At 62.5% G+C, this 13,565-nt stretch carries 10 protein-coding genes; 5 read left to right on the forward strand and 5 right to left on the reverse strand.

Annotation, left to right across the window (positions count from 1 at the left end; genetic code table 11):
• Positions 1–123 precede the first annotated feature (123 nt).
• A complete protein-coding gene (locus Q4S45_RS07790; protein ID WP_305510679.1) occupies positions 124–2,373 on the forward strand; it encodes an OPT family oligopeptide transporter in 2,250 nt (749 codons plus the stop codon).
• 113 nt (positions 2,374–2,486) lie between these two features.
• Here the strand turns inward: Q4S45_RS07790 and Q4S45_RS07795 are convergent, their stop codons facing one another.
• Entirely contained in the window at positions 2,487–3,416 is a 930-nt protein-coding gene (locus Q4S45_RS07795; RefSeq protein WP_305510680.1) for an NAD-dependent epimerase/dehydratase family protein, read from the reverse strand.
• 104 nt (positions 3,417–3,520) lie between these two features.
• On the opposite strand from Q4S45_RS07795, the gene Q4S45_RS07800 reads away from it, so the two are divergent.
• Entirely contained in the window at positions 3,521–4,423 is a 903-nt protein-coding gene (locus Q4S45_RS07800; protein ID WP_305510682.1) for a LysR substrate-binding domain-containing protein, read from the forward strand.
• Between the two features lie 44 nt (positions 4,424–4,467).
• Here the strand turns inward: Q4S45_RS07800 and Q4S45_RS07805 are convergent, their stop codons facing one another.
• Complete coding sequence (locus tag Q4S45_RS07805) at positions 4,468–5,973, reverse strand: peptide MFS transporter (RefSeq protein ID WP_305510684.1); 1,506 nt, start codon at positions 5,971–5,973, stop codon at positions 4,468–4,470.
• A 277-nt stretch (positions 5,974–6,250) separates the two neighbouring features.
• On the opposite strand from Q4S45_RS07805, the gene ppnN reads away from it, so the two are divergent.
• Both ppnN and Q4S45_RS07815 read left to right on the forward strand, forming a co-directional pair.
• Complete coding sequence (gene ppnN, locus Q4S45_RS07810) at positions 6,251–7,624, forward strand: nucleotide 5'-monophosphate nucleosidase PpnN (RefSeq protein WP_305510686.1); 1,374 nt, start codon at positions 6,251–6,253, stop codon at positions 7,622–7,624.
• A gap of 81 nt (positions 7,625–7,705) precedes the next feature.
• Complete coding sequence (locus Q4S45_RS07815) at positions 7,706–7,969, forward strand: hypothetical protein (RefSeq protein ID WP_305510688.1); 264 nt, start codon at positions 7,706–7,708, stop codon at positions 7,967–7,969.
• Between the two features lie 110 nt (positions 7,970–8,079).
• Here the strand turns inward: Q4S45_RS07815 and lysS are convergent, their stop codons facing one another.
• The 3 genes from lysS to prfB form a co-directional block, all read right to left on the reverse strand.
• Positions 8,080–9,612, reverse strand: a complete 1,533-nt coding sequence (lysS, locus tag Q4S45_RS07820; protein WP_305510690.1) for a lysine--tRNA ligase — start codon at positions 9,610–9,612, stop codon at positions 8,080–8,082.
• Positions 9,613–9,637: 25 nt separating this feature from the next.
• Positions 9,638–10,303, reverse strand: coding sequence for an HAD family phosphatase (locus tag Q4S45_RS07825; RefSeq protein WP_305510692.1), 666 nt, complete (start codon positions 10,301–10,303; stop codon positions 9,638–9,640).
• A gap of 3 nt (positions 10,304–10,306) precedes the next feature.
• Positions 10,307–11,411 (reverse strand): peptide chain release factor 2 gene (gene prfB, locus Q4S45_RS07830; RefSeq protein WP_305510694.1). Its coding sequence is split into 2 segments (ribosomal slippage): positions 10,307–11,329 and positions 11,331–11,411, totalling 1,104 coding nucleotides; the frame shifts between segments, so codons are not numbered across the junction.
• 127 nt (positions 11,412–11,538) lie between these two features.
• Between prfB and Q4S45_RS07835 the strand changes: the two genes are divergently transcribed.
• Positions 11,539–13,539, forward strand: coding sequence for a bifunctional 2',3'-cyclic-nucleotide 2'-phosphodiesterase/3'-nucleotidase (locus Q4S45_RS07835; protein ID WP_305510696.1), 2,001 nt, complete (start codon positions 11,539–11,541; stop codon positions 13,537–13,539).
• Positions 13,540–13,565: the final 26 nt, after the last annotated feature.

The following is a 13,565-nucleotide window of genomic DNA, read 5'->3' on the forward strand; positions in this document are numbered from 1 at the left end:
GGTTGCGCGAAATTATAATCCCGCTTTCGATCCGGTCCACCTTATGCGATAGTCTCGCCTGCGCCAAGCGCTGTCGGGCAGGGCGCACATGTCAATACCTTCGAGCCACTCCAGGAATACCAGATGCCCCACGATTCGACTCCGCCCGCTGTGAAGCCCTACATTCCCGCCGAGGCGCAGCTGCCCGAAATGACGTTCCGCGCCCTGTTCATGGGCGTCGTGCTGGGCGTGGTGTTCGGCGCCTCGTCGCTCTACCTGGTGCTCAAGGTCGGCCTGACGGTCAGTGCGTCGATTCCCGTGGCGGTCATCGCCATCACCCTGTTCGGGCTGGCGAAAAAGGCCGGCGGCCAGGACTCCACCATCCTCGAGAACAGCATTACCCAGACTGCCGGCTCGGCCGGCGAGTCGCTCGCCTTTGGTCTGGGCGTGACCATGCCGGCGATTATGATCCTCGGCTTCGACCTCGAGATTTCGCGCGTGATGCTGGTCGGGATCCTCGGCGGCCTGCTCGGCATCCTGATGATGATCCCGATGCGGCGCACGATGATCGTGGACCAGCATCGCGAACTCAAATATCCCGAGGGCACCGCCTGCGCCGAAGTGCTCAAGGCCGCTGCCACCGAAGCCTCGCGCGCGGCCGCCGGCGAAATCCGGGAAGAAGGCTCCGAGGCGGAGCGCGATGCGAGGCGCCGCGCTTTCATCATTTTCGGCGGCTTCGGCCTGGGCCTGCTGTACAAAGTGGCCAGCATCTCGTTCAAGGGCTGGAAGGACACCTCCAACTTCATCTTCGGCGCGCCGCTGAAGGCCGGCTCGGTAGGCGCCGAGATTTCCCCGGAGCTGCTGGGCGTCGGCTACATCATCGGCCCGCGCATCGCGTTTACGATGGCCGGCGGCGGCGTGCTGTCCTACCTGCTGCTGATCCCGATGATCAAATTTTTCGGCGAGCTGCTGACGGTGCCGCTGTCGCCCGGCACCATGCTGATCCGCGACATGGGCCCGGACGACATCCGCAGCGCGTATGTCCTGTATATAGGCGCCGGCGCGGTGGCGGCGGGCGGCTTGATCAGCCTCGCGCGCGCGATGCCGACCATCTGGAAGGGGCTAAAGGGCGGCCTGGCCGGCATGGGCAAGGGTTCCAGCGCCGACAAGGCGCTGCGTACCGACCAGGACATTCCGCTCAAGTGGGTGGTGATCGGCTGCCTGGCGATCATCGCCGTCATCACGCTGGCCACGCCGCTGCACATGAACCTCCTGGGCGCCTTGCTGATCCTGGTGTTTGGCTTCCTGTTTTCGACCGTGTCGTCGCGCCTGACCGGCGAAGTGGGATCGTCGTCGAATCCGATATCCGGGATGGCGGTTGCCACGCTGCTGTTCACCTGCCTGATCTTCCTGCTGATGGGATGGACGGGCGGCCAGTATTACGTGACCGCGCTGTCAGTCGGCGCGATCGTCTGCATCGCCGCCAGCAATGCGGGCACCACTTCGCAGGACCTGAAGACCGGCTTTCTGGTCGGCTCCACGCCGCGCCTGCAGCAGTACGCGATCCTGTGGGGCGCTCTCGCGTCGGCACTGGTGCTCGGCCCGATCCTGCTGAAACTGAACGACGCGAGCACCGTGTACGTACCTGCCGCGCAGGTCGCGCCGGGCATCGCGGTCGATCCCTCGAAGCTGACTGCCACCGCGCAGATCCAGGGAGCCCAAGCCGATGGCAAGACTTACAAGGTCTGGCAGAAGACCGACACCGCCGGCGGCCCAGCCGGCAAATACCTGGTCGCCGGCGACGGCAAGCTGGCCTACCTGGTCGATCCGGGCATCAACGGTACTCACCACAAGCGGCCGGATGGCTCGGAAGTGAAGAAGTACGACGCGCCGAAGGCCGTGCTGATGTCGTACATTATCAAGGGCATCCTCGACCAGCAGCTGCCTTGGACGCTGGTGCTGCTCGGCGTGATGATCTCGGTGGTGCTTGAGATGGCGGGTGTGCAGTCGCTGGCGTTTTCGGTGGGCGTGTATCTGCCGCTGGTGTCCACGCTGCCAATCGCAGTTGGCGGCTTTATCCGCTGGCTGGTCGATCGCCGCAACGGCAAGCTGCCGCAGTATGCGAATTTATCGGAGGAGGAGCTGCAGGCCGCCGGCGACCGCAGTTCGGGCACCTTGCTGGCGTCAGGCTATATCGCCGGCGGCGCGCTAGCGGGCATCGTGATCGCCATCACCGCGGGCGTGATGACGGACTTCGACACGGCGCTCACGGCGTGGGCGGAAAAAGCCAACCCGTTCTTTGGCGGGCCGGCAGCGGACCTGCTGTCGCTAATTCCGTACGCGGCGATCGCGTTCCTGCTGTACTGGATCGGCCGCGAGCCCAGACAGGCGTAATTCGCTAGCTCAAAAGCCGTCGCTCCTGCGCAGGCAGGAACCCATACTGAGTTAGCAGACACGGTAAAGCGTAATCAGCATGGGTACCTGCCCACGCAGGTACGACAACCTGGTTAGACAAACGCCAGGTCGTGCTGGCGAATCAGGTTGTCGAGCCAGTGGTCGCTGTGACCGAAACGGTAGCCAAGCTGTGTTGCACGGCTGGTGTCTGCCATCAGCTGCGACGGAAGGTCGAAAGGACTCAGCTGGCCCGCCTCGGCGGCGTGCTTCACCGGAATCGCCTTGACCGGCTCGTCGAGCGCCATGCCGACGCGCTGGTACAGGTCGAACGCGGACAGCGCGCCGTCGCAGGCGGCGTTGACCGGGCCGGTGAAGTCCTGCATGCCGGTCCATACCAGAAAGTCGGTGACCGTCTGGACGGACATGAACGAACTGGCCGCCGCGGCGTTCGAGTAGCGCAGCGGGGCGCCCGAACGGACCAGATCGACGTAGTGCGCGAGGCGGCCGGTGAAATCCTCGGCGCCGGCCAGCACGTGGCCGATCCGCACCGTCACCACCGGCAGCGAGCCGTCGCGGTAGAAATAGGCCTCGGCCTGCAGCTTGCCCATCACGTAGCTTTCGCACGCCAGGTTGGGGTCGTGCCACGGGTAGCGCGTGTCGATCGGCTGCGCCAGCACGTTGATGGCCGATTCGGCGAACGGCGCGTCCTGGCTGCCCAGCAGCGGGCGATAGACGTCGATGGCCGACGCCATCACGTAGCGCTTTACCTTGCCGCCGAAGACGCGCGCAGAGATGGCCGCGTCGATCGGGTTGTAGCACATCTGGTCGTAGACGATGTCGTAGCCGGGGATATTGGCGAAGGCGGCGCGCATTGCGCTTTCGTTGCGGCGGTCGACGCGAATGCGGGAAATGCGGTCGCCGAACGGGTCGGACGCGAGGCCGCGGGTCGCGATGGTGACACTGTGGCCGGCCTGGAGCAGGCGCTGGACGAGCAGTTTGCCGAAATAGCGTGTTCCGCCGATAACCAATATATTCTTGCGCATGGCGTTCCCTTGTCGATTCCGGTATATTTTCTACCTATAGCGCTTTAGCATCAACCGAGAAAAATTTACGCTATGACTAAGAAAAACTTATGCATGGAGGCGAAATGAGGCCTTTGCGCAGCCTTGCCGGCCTGATCGATTTCGATTGCGCGGCCCGCTGGGGCAGTTTCAAACTGGCCGCCCAGGAACTGCACAAGACCCCGGCCGCGGTCAGCCAGCAGGTCAAGCATCTGGAGGAGACGGTCGGCTTCGCGCTGTTCATCCGCCATCCTCGCCACATCACGCTGACCGAAAAGGGCCAGGAACTGGCCGTCGCGGTGCGCCGCGTGCTCGACGAGCTGCGCGTCAAGATCGGCGCGCTGCAGGGCGGCGACGAAGAAACCATCCTGCGCATATCGACCACTCACTCGTTCGCGATCAAGTGGCTGGTGCCGCGCATGCATCGCTTTACCAAGCTGTATCCGGAACTCGATATCCGCATCGATTCGAATGACGCGCCGGTGGACCTGGAAGACGACAGCACCGACGTGGCGGTGCGCTACGGGCCGGTGTCCGATGGCGACCCCGCGCTGCTGTTTCGCGAGCGCCTGATCGCGGTCTACAGCCCGGACCTGCTGGCGCCCGGCCAGGCCGAGCTGACGCTGGCCGACCTGCCGAACTTCCCTTTGTTGTACGAGAAGACGCCGGAGTCCTGGCTGCAGCTCTTAAACGAGAACAAGGCGCTGAAGGGGAACTACGATTTCTCCCGCGGCTACAGCCATTGGGGCGTGCTGGCGCAGGCGGCGGTGGCGGGGCAGGGCATTGCGCTGGTGGCGTACGGGATCGCGTTCCAGGACATCCTCAAGGGATCGCTCAGGCAGATCAACTGCCGCAGCGCGCCATTCGGCAGCGGTTACCGCTTCCTGGTCAATCGCAGCAAGGAGAACATGCCGAAGGTGCAGCGTTTCCGCGCCTGGCTGGTGGGGGAGATGGATGACATGCGGCGCGCGCTGGCGCAGTCGCTGTAGTGCGGATGGGGCCCGGTCCGCGGGACCAGACCCCGATTCAAATCTTACTTCACGCCGTGCATCAGCTTCTGGATTACGGGGGCGAGCAGCAGCAGGATGACGCCGCCGGCCATCAGCGACCAGAATCCGAAGGTGTAGCCGGACAGGGCGGAGGCCACCGACATGCCTTCCTTGCCGCTGACATAGCTGGCGAAAATGCCCGACAGGTTGTTGCCGATGCCGGTCGAGAGGAACCAGCCTCCCATGCCCAGGCCGACGAGCCGGGTCGGCGCGAGCTTGGTCACCATCGACAGGCCGATCGGCGACAGGCACAGCTCACCCACCGACTGGATCCAGTAGACGGCGAACAGGGTCCAGAACGGGATTTTGCCGTTGGCGCCAACCAGCGCGGACAGGGCGTAGATCAACAGGCCGAAGGCCAGCGCGTTGAAGATGATGCCGAGGCCGAATTTGCGCGGGATCGACGGGTTCGCATCGCGGCGGCCCAGCACCACCCAGATCCACGCGATGATCGGCGCGCAGACGATGATGGCGACCGAGTTCACGCTCTGGAACCAGCCGGTTGGGAACACGAAGCTGCCCAGGTTGCGGTTGACGATCTTATCGGCCAGGAAGGTGAAGGAGCTGCCTGCCTGCTCGAAGAACATCCAGAAAAGGATATTGAAGAAGAAGATGATCAGCATTGCGATGGTCTTGTCGCGCACGACCTTGCCGCCGCGGATACCTTCGATCATCAGCATGATGGCCAGGAGGACGAACAGAATCGACAAGACGATCTGCAGATTGCCGGCGCCAGCCTTCAGCAGGCCGTACATGACTGGGATGACGCACAAGCCGCCGATGACCACCATCACCATGCGCATCGGATTTTGCGCTGCGCCTTCCGGGGCGCCGATGCCTTGCAGGGTCTTGCGGCCGATGGCGAACCACACCAGGCTGATGAGCATGCCGATGCCGGAGGCGAAGAACACTACTTTATAGGCGGGCATCTCCGGAGTGCCGAAGAAGTTCTGCGCGAGGATAGGCGTCAGGATCGGCGACAGGAAGGCGCCGGCATTGATACCCATGTAGAAAATGGTGAAGCCGGAATCGCGGCGGGTGTCGTTGATCGAATACAGCTTCCCGACCATGGTGGAGATGTTCGGTTTGAACAGTCCATTGCCGACGATGATGGTGGCCAGGCCCAGTTTAAAGATGTTCGGATCGGGAATGGTGATGGCGAACAGGCCGGCGGCCATGAAGACCGCGCCGATCAGGATCGAACGCTGGTAGCCGATGACTTTGTCGGCGACGTAGCCGCCGAACACGGCGCCGGCGTACACCAGCGCGAGGTAGGAACCGTAGGTCAGGTTGGCGTCAGCCTCGCCGACGGAGGAGCCGCCGTAAAATTGGGTAACGATGTAGAGCACCAGTGCCCACCGGATGCCGTAGAACGCGAAGCGCTCCCAGAACTCGGTCATGAACAACATCCACAGCGGACTTGGGTGACCCATGATCTGCTTGAATTCCGGTATTACGACTTGCTGGCCTGGTGTAGCTGCACCGCTCATGCGGGTTTCTCCCGAATATAGTTATGAATGGATAAATCATATGAAAAATGCAGCGTGCCGCGGAGGGAAGAATGTGCCTCCTGAGCTCGCCGCCAATTCCAATAGGGCTGCATTCTAATGTAAATCGAGCACCGTCAGCGAATTTTTGCCAGATGTGTTATTTGGGCCGCATTTGGCGCGGCGCACCACTGCGATAATCTGCAACCCGCAGCCCGGCGAGTTGTCGTATATTGGCAGTGCAGGCTCGATTTCACAGAATCAGAAAAGGAAGTGCACCATGGACCACCACGACGTTGTCGATACCCTGATTTCGCCGGAAGGCCGGCTGGAAGTTTTGTCCAAAGCGGAAGTGGCCAAACTGCTCGATACCAGCCAGGGCGGCCTGTATCAGATCTTTCGCAATTGCGCGCTCGCGGTGCTGAACTGCGGCAGCTCGATCGACGACGGCAAGGAACTGCTGGAACGGTATAAATCGTTCGATATCAGCATCGTCCAGCGCGAACGCGGGATCAAGCTCGATATCAAAAGCGCACCGGCGATCGCCTTCGTCGATGGCAAAATGATCAAGGGTATTCACGAGCACCTGTTTGCGGTGCTGCGCGATATTGTCTTCGTCAGCAACGAGGTGACCGACAACCCGAATTTCGACATGACCCGTTCGGACGGCATTACCGATTCGGTGTTTCATATCCTGCGCAATGCGAATGTGCTCAAACCGCAGCGCAATCCGAACCTGGTGGTGTGCTGGGGCGGCCATTCGATCAACCGCGTGGAATACAATTATTCGAAGGAGGTCGGCTACCAGATGGGGCTGCGCGACCTCGATATCTGCACCGGCTGTGGCCCGGGCGCGATGAAGGGGCCGATGAAGGGGGCCACCATAGGCCACGCGAAGCAGCGGCTGACCGGCGGGCGCTATCTCGGAATTTCGGAGCCGGGCATTATCGCGGCAGAATCGCCAAATCCGATCGTCAACGACCTGGTGATCATGCCCGATATCGAAAAGCGGCTGGAAGCGTTTGTCCGCACCGGCCACGGGATTATCGTATTTCCGGGCGGCGCCGGCACCGCGGAGGAGATTCTTTATATCCTCGGCATCCTGCTGCATCCGGATAACGCGGAGATTCCGTATCCGCTGATTTTTACCGGGCCGGAAACCGCGCGCGATTATTTCAGGCAGATCGATTCATTCATCGGCACCACGCTTGGCGCCGCGGCGCAGAAGCGCTACAAGATCATCGTCGACGATCCGGAAGCGGTGGCGCGCGAAATGCAGATGGCAATCAAGGAAGTGCGCGAATTCCGCAAATCGCGCAGCGACGCGTATTACTTCAACTGGCTGCTGAAAATCGACCAGGAATTCCAGCGCCCATTCAAGCCGACGCATGAAAACATGCGCAGCCTGAGCCTGCACAAGAATCAGGAAACACACCTGCTGGCGGCCAATTTGCGGCGCGCGTTTTCAGGCGTGGTCGCGGGTAACGTCAAGAACGAGGGGATTCGCGCGATCGAGAAATATGGCCACTTCGAGATTCACGGCGATCCGGCGATCATGGGGCCGATGGATTCGCTGCTGTCGTCGTTCGTCGCGCAAAGCCGGATGAAACTGCCGGGCAAGACGTATGTGCCTTGCTATCGGGTGATACAGTAGCGTTGCTGAGGTGGCTCAACGGCAGGCGCGGTTCAATCGTGCGGCCGTTGACGCCATGTTCGCGCCGCGCGAGCATAAGGGATGAACTCAGATCCGCGCTCCGTTGAGGATGAACTGACGACCTTGAAGATCAATGTCGCCGTCATTCTTTCGAACTATGCGACGAAGTCCGACTTGCAAGGCCTACGCCTTGAACAGAAATCTGACTATCATGATCTCCGACTTCAAATCGAAGCACTGCGAGTCGAAATACACGATGCGTTTCGAAAGCAGACTTGGAAAATGATAGGGCTGGTCGCGGCGCTGGTCGCGGCCAGCCATGTCGCCACTCGATTCGGCTACTAAAAAATTCAAAATGGGGTCAGGCCCGCAGGACCAGACCCCAAAGTCGCGAGCCCGGTGTCTGGTCCTGCGGAGCGACGGGGACGCCGAGTCACCATCTTCTTATCAGCCGCTTAGTCTTCCTTGCGCAAGTGCGGGAACAGGATCACGTCGCGGATGTTCGGCGAGTCAGTAATCAGCATCATCAGGCGGTCGATGCCGATGCCGCAACCGCCGGCCGGCGGCATGCCGTATTCGAGCGCGCGGATGTAGTCGGCGTCGTAGTACATCGCCTCTTCATCGCCCGCATCCTTGGCCGCCACCTGCGCCAGGAAGCGCGCCGACTGGTCTTCCGCATCGTTCAGCTCCGAGAAGCCGTTGGCGATTTCGCGCCCGACGATGAACAGCTCGAAGCGTTCGGTGATGCCCGGCTCCGTGTCCGATGCGCGCGCCAGCGGCGACACTTCGGCAGGGTAGTCGATGATGAAGGTCGGCTCCCACAGCTGCGCTTCGGCAGTCTCTTCGAACAGCGACAGCTGCAGCGAACCCAGGCCCGACGTGGCGAACGGCTTGACGCCGAACTTGAGCAGCTCCGCCTTCAGGAATTCCATGTCGTGCAGCTGCTCGTTGGTGTAGTGCGGCGCGAACTTGTTGATCGCCTGGACGATCGTCATGCGGTGGAACGGCTTGGACAGGTCCAGCTCGCGACCGCCGTAGGTCAGCATCGCGGTGCCGTGCGCGTCGATCGCGGCCTGGCGGATTACCGCTTCGGTGAAGTTCATGATCCACTGGTAGTCGGTGTACGCCGCATAGAATTCCATCATCGTGAATTCAGGATTGTGGCGCGGCGAGACGCCTTCGTTGCGGAAGTTGCGGTTCACTTCGAATACGCGATCGAAGCCGCCGACCACCAGGCGCTTGAGGTACAGCTCCGGCGCGATCCGCAGGAACATCTCCATGTCGAGCGCGTTGTGGTGCGTGATGAACGGCTTGGCCGCGGCGCCGCCCGGAATCGTGTGCAGCATCGGCGTTTCGACTTCCATGAAGTCGTTCTTCTCCATGAAGCGGCGGATCGACGACATCGCGGCGGTACGGGCCTTGAACACGCGGCGCGTCTCTTCGCTCATGATCAGGTCGACGTAGCGCTGGCGGTATTTGGTTTCCTGGTCGGCCAGGCCGTGGAATTTGTCCGGCAGCGGACGCAGCGACTTGGTGATCAGGCGCAGCTTGGTGACCTTGACCGTCAGCTCGTCGGTCTTGGTCTTGAATAGCGTGCCTTCGACGCCGAGGATGTCGCCCAGGTCGTAGTGGTGCAGCGCTTCCATCGCTTCGGCGCCGGTCAGGTCGAGCGTGGCGTAGATCTGGATGCGGCCGTCGGCGCGCGCGCCCGACGAATCCTGCAGCGTCGCGAACGCGGCCTTCTTGCCCGCTTCGCGCTTGAGCATCATGCGGCCGGCCAGCACCACGGCGACCGGATTGGCCTCGAGCTCTTCGCGCGACTTGCCGCCGAATTCGGCGTGCAGTTCGGACGCCTTGTGCTCGGGGCGGAAGTCGTTCGGGAAGGCGACGCCCTTGTCGCGCAGCGTGGCCAGCTTGGCGCGGCGCTCGGCCATGATCTTGTTTTCGTCAGCCGGCTGGGCGGCTTGGTCCTGGATATCCGTAGTCATAATTGATGTTGTTGGTGTAGGTTGGTCAGGCGGCAAACAGCGCGTCGATGTCGAGCGCGGAAAAGTCGCTGGCGATGGCGATTACGTTGTCGAATTCGGCGAACGCCTCGGCAGGCAGGGTCGTGGTCAGCACCACGCAGCGCATGCCGGCGCGGCGCGCCGCTTCCACGCCCAGCGGCGCATCTTCGAACACGATGCAGTTGGCCGGGGCCACGCCGCAGCGTTCGGCGGCGAGCAGGAAGCCATCGGGATTCGGCTTGCCGCGCGCGACATCGGCGGCGCCGACGATGACGTCGAAATGGCGGCGCAGGTCGAGGCCATCGAGAGTGAACTCGATGTTCGCGGTCGGCGCCGCGGTGGCCACGGCCAGCACGACGCCTTGCTGCTTGGCGCGCGCGATCAGGTCGTCGAAACCGCCGACGGTCTTGCGGTGCGGACCGTACAGTTCGCGATAAACGGATTCCTTCTCCTGGTTCAGCGCGACGACTTCGTGGTCTTCAAGGTGCTCGCCCATGTGGGCGCGGATGATCTCCTTGCCCTGCCGGCCGGCCGTGGTGCGGAAGAATTCCTCCTCATCGATCGACATGCCGCGCTGCTCGAAGAAGGTGATCCACGACTTCGTGTGGAACGCCATGTTGTCGACGATCGTGCCGTCCATGTCGAAGATGAATGCGCTTTTTTCGGTAGCCATCGCTTATACGCCTTGCTTGAGGGACGCCGAAATGAAGTCGTCCAGGTCGCCGTCCAGCACGTTCTTGGTATTGCCGGTCTCGAAGTTGGTGCGCAGGTCCTTGATGCGGGACTGGTCCAGCACGTACGAGCGGATCTGGTGGCCCCAGCCCACGTCGGTCTTCGAGTCTTCCAGCTTCTGCTGCTCGCTCATGCGCTTGCGCAGTTCTGCTTCGTACAGCTTCGCCTTGAGCATCTCCATCGCCTCGGCGCGGTTGCGGTGCTGGCTGCGGTCGTTCTGGCACTGCACCACGATGCCGGTCGGGCCGTGGGTCAGGCGCACCGCCGAATCGGTCTTGTTGATGTGCTGGCCGCCGGCGCCGGACGCGCGGTAGGTGTCGACGCGGATGTCGGCCGGATTGACTTCGATCTCGATCGAATCGTCCACTTCCGGATACACGAACAGGCTGGTGAACGAGGTGTGGCGGCCGTTGGCCGAATCGAACGGCGACTTGCGCACCAGGCGGTGCACGCCGGTTTCGGTGCGCAGGTGGCCGTAGGCGTACTCGCCCTCGACCTTCAGCGTGGCGGTCTTGATGCCGGCAACCTCGCCGTCGGACTGTTCGAGGATCTCGACCTTGAAGCCCTTGCGCTCGCAATAGCGCAGGTACTGGCGCAGCAGCATCGAGGCCCAGTCCTGGGCTTCGGTGCCGCCGGCGCCGGCCTGGATGTCGATGAAGCAGTTGTTGGCGTCAAGTTGGCCGCTGAACATGCGGCGGAACTCCATGCCCTCGATGACTTTCTGGATGGCGTCCGCGTCGGCGACGACCGCTTCGAGCGTGTCGTCGTCGTTCTCTTCGCGCGCCATTTCGAACAGGTCGTTCGCGTCCTTCAGGTCCGCGTCGGCCTTGATCAGGGTGTGCACGACGCCTTCGAGCGCCTTCTTCTCTTTGCCCAGGTCCTGGGCGCGCTTCGGATCGTTCCAGACGGTCGGATCTTCCAGCTCTTCGTTTACCTGCTCGAGCTTCTCGGACTTCTTATCGAAGTCAAAGATACCTCCGAAGTTCGGCTTCACGACTGGTCAGGTCGTTAAGCAGGGCGGAGAGGGCGTTGATGCGTTCAGCTTCCATGATCGTGTCGGTCTTCTAGAATTGGTTGAATCGAACCTTCGATTATACCCCACCGCGCGCCAATCGCCTTGATCGCAGCGCCGCCGTTACCGTATGATGTTTGCGATCTGACCATCCGGACTGCCCCATGAATCTTCGTTTCGCTTATCAAACCTGCATCGTTTTGACGCCGCTGCTGCTCGCGTCCTGCGCCACCGTGCATTCGCCAGTGACCGCCGGGGCGACTGCCACGCTGGCGGTGCTGGAGACCACCGACGTTCACTCCAACGTGCTTGGATACGATTATTACAAGCTGGCGCCCGATCCGTCGTTCGGCCTCGATCGCACGGCGACGCTGATCAAGAAGGCGCGCGCGGAGTTCCCGAACACGCTGCTGCTCGATAACGGCGACACCATCCAGGGCACCGCGCTGGCCGACTACCAGGCCCTTGTCGCGCCGCTGCCATGTTCCGAAACGCTGGCGGTGTACAAGGTGATGAACAAGCTGGGCGTGGAGGGCGGCGGCATCGGCAACCACGAATTCAACTACGGCCTGGGTTACCTGAGCCAGGTCACCGGCAGCCAGTTCGACGTCGAAGGCCTCGATCCGGCCAAGCCGCGCTGCGCCGGACCGGCCTTCCCGCAAGTGCTGGCAAACGTCTACAGCACCAAGACACACAAGCAGCTGTTCGCGCCGTACCGGATCATCGCAAAGCAGGTCAGCGCGCTGGATGCGAGCGGCAAGCCGGTCACCGCGACGCTCAAGGTCGGCATCATCGGATTCACCCCGCCGACCATCGTCGCGTGGGACAAGCGCTGGCTCGACGGGAAGGTCTACACGGAGGGAATCCGCGAGACGGCGATGAAGTACATCCCGCAGATGCGCGCCGAGGGCGCCGACGTGGTGATCGCGATTTCGCACGGCGGCCTGGATAACAGTCCCTACACGCCGGATATCGAAAACGGCAACTGGCACCTGTCGCAGGTTCCCGGCATCGACGCCATGCTGATCGGGCATTCGCACCAGATCTTTCCGAACGCCGCCAGCACGGTTGCGCAGTTCAACCTGCCGGGCGTGGACAAGGCGCACGGCCTGGTCAACGGCGTGCCGACCACGATGGCGAACCTGTGGGGCAAGCACCTGGGCGTGATCGGGCTGCACCTGAAATACGACGGGGCGCACTGGGTAGTGGACAAGGGCCAGACGACGGTCGAGGCGCGCAGCGCGCAGTCGGCGGCGCCGGATCCGGAAATCGCGGCGCTGGTAGCCAACGAACACCAGGCCACGATCGCATACGTGAAGACGCCGGTTGGGTCGAGCGCGTTTCGCATGTCGAGCTACTTCGCCGACGTTGGCGACGAATCGGCGATCGCGCCGGTGAACCACGCTCAGGCAGATTACGTGACGAAGTATGTGCAGGCGAACCTGCCGCAGTACGCGAAGCTGCCGGTGCTGTCGATGGCGTCGGCATTCAAGAGCGGTTCGGCCGGCGTCAGCGATTTCACCGACGTGCGCGCCGGCAGCCTGGCGCTGAACAACGCGGCGGACCTGTACCTGTATCCGAACACGCTGTATGCGGTGAAGGTCGACGGCGCCGGCTTGAAAGCCTGGCTGGAACACGGCGCGGGACGCTTCAACACCATCGATCCGTCAAAGGCGGCGCCTCAGGAGCTGGTCAACCCATCTTTCCCGAGCTATAACTTCGATACGATTACGTCGGCTGACTTCAGCTACGAGATCGACATCACCCAGCCGCCCGGCAAGCGGGTCGGCAAGCTGGCTTACCGCGGCAAGCCGGTCGAATCGGGGCAGGAGTTCATCGTCGCCACCAACAACTACCGGGCCAGTGGCGGCGGGGGATTCCCTGGCCTCGACGGCAGCAAGACCGTGTTCGCGTCGCCGGACACCAACCGCGAAGTGCTGATCAACTGGATCAAGGCGTCGAAACAACTGACGCTGGCCGCGCACGGGGCGCAGCGCAGCTGGCATTTTGCGAAGTTGAAGACGGCCGGCCCGGTGGTGTTTCATTCGGCGCCGGGGATGCTGGAGGTGGCGCGCCAGGCGGGGCTGGAGAATGTGTCGCTGTTGCGCGCCGACGATGGCGGCGGCAAGGGGTATGCGCTGTACGCGGTGGATTTGTCGCGCTGAACCGCAACGCCAGGGTCTGACTCCGC

Origin of the sequence: Massilia sp. R2A-15 (genome assembly GCF_030704305.1) — a bacterium.
Lineage (GTDB): Bacteria > Pseudomonadota > Gammaproteobacteria > Burkholderiales > Burkholderiaceae_D > JAFCUW01.

What these genes read in the sequence shown, in the direction of transcription:
- ppnN (WP_305510686.1), top strand. Translation starts at nt 6,251, where the DNA reads ATGGACCACCACGACGTTGTCGATACCCTGATTTCGCCGGAAGGCCGG.
- lysS (WP_305510690.1), bottom strand. Translation starts at nt 9,612, where the DNA reads ATGACTACGGATATCCAGGACCAAGCCGCCCAGCCGGCTGACGAAAAC.
- Q4S45_RS07790 (WP_305510679.1), top strand. Translation starts at nt 124, where the DNA reads ATGCCCCACGATTCGACTCCGCCCGCTGTGAAGCCCTACATTCCCGCC.
- Q4S45_RS07795 (WP_305510680.1), bottom strand. Translation starts at nt 3,416, where the DNA reads ATGCGCAAGAATATATTGGTTATCGGCGGAACACGCTATTTCGGCAAA.
- Q4S45_RS07805 (WP_305510684.1), bottom strand. Translation starts at nt 5,973, where the DNA reads ATGAGCGGTGCAGCTACACCAGGCCAGCAAGTCGTAATACCGGAATTC.
- Q4S45_RS07815 (WP_305510688.1), top strand. Translation starts at nt 7,706, where the DNA reads ATGAACTCAGATCCGCGCTCCGTTGAGGATGAACTGACGACCTTGAAG.
- Q4S45_RS07800 (WP_305510682.1), top strand. Translation starts at nt 3,521, where the DNA reads ATGAGGCCTTTGCGCAGCCTTGCCGGCCTGATCGATTTCGATTGCGCG.
- Q4S45_RS07835 (WP_305510696.1), top strand. Translation starts at nt 11,539, where the DNA reads ATGAATCTTCGTTTCGCTTATCAAACCTGCATCGTTTTGACGCCGCTG.
- Q4S45_RS07825 (WP_305510692.1), bottom strand. Translation starts at nt 10,303, where the DNA reads ATGGCTACCGAAAAAAGCGCATTCATCTTCGACATGGACGGCACGATC.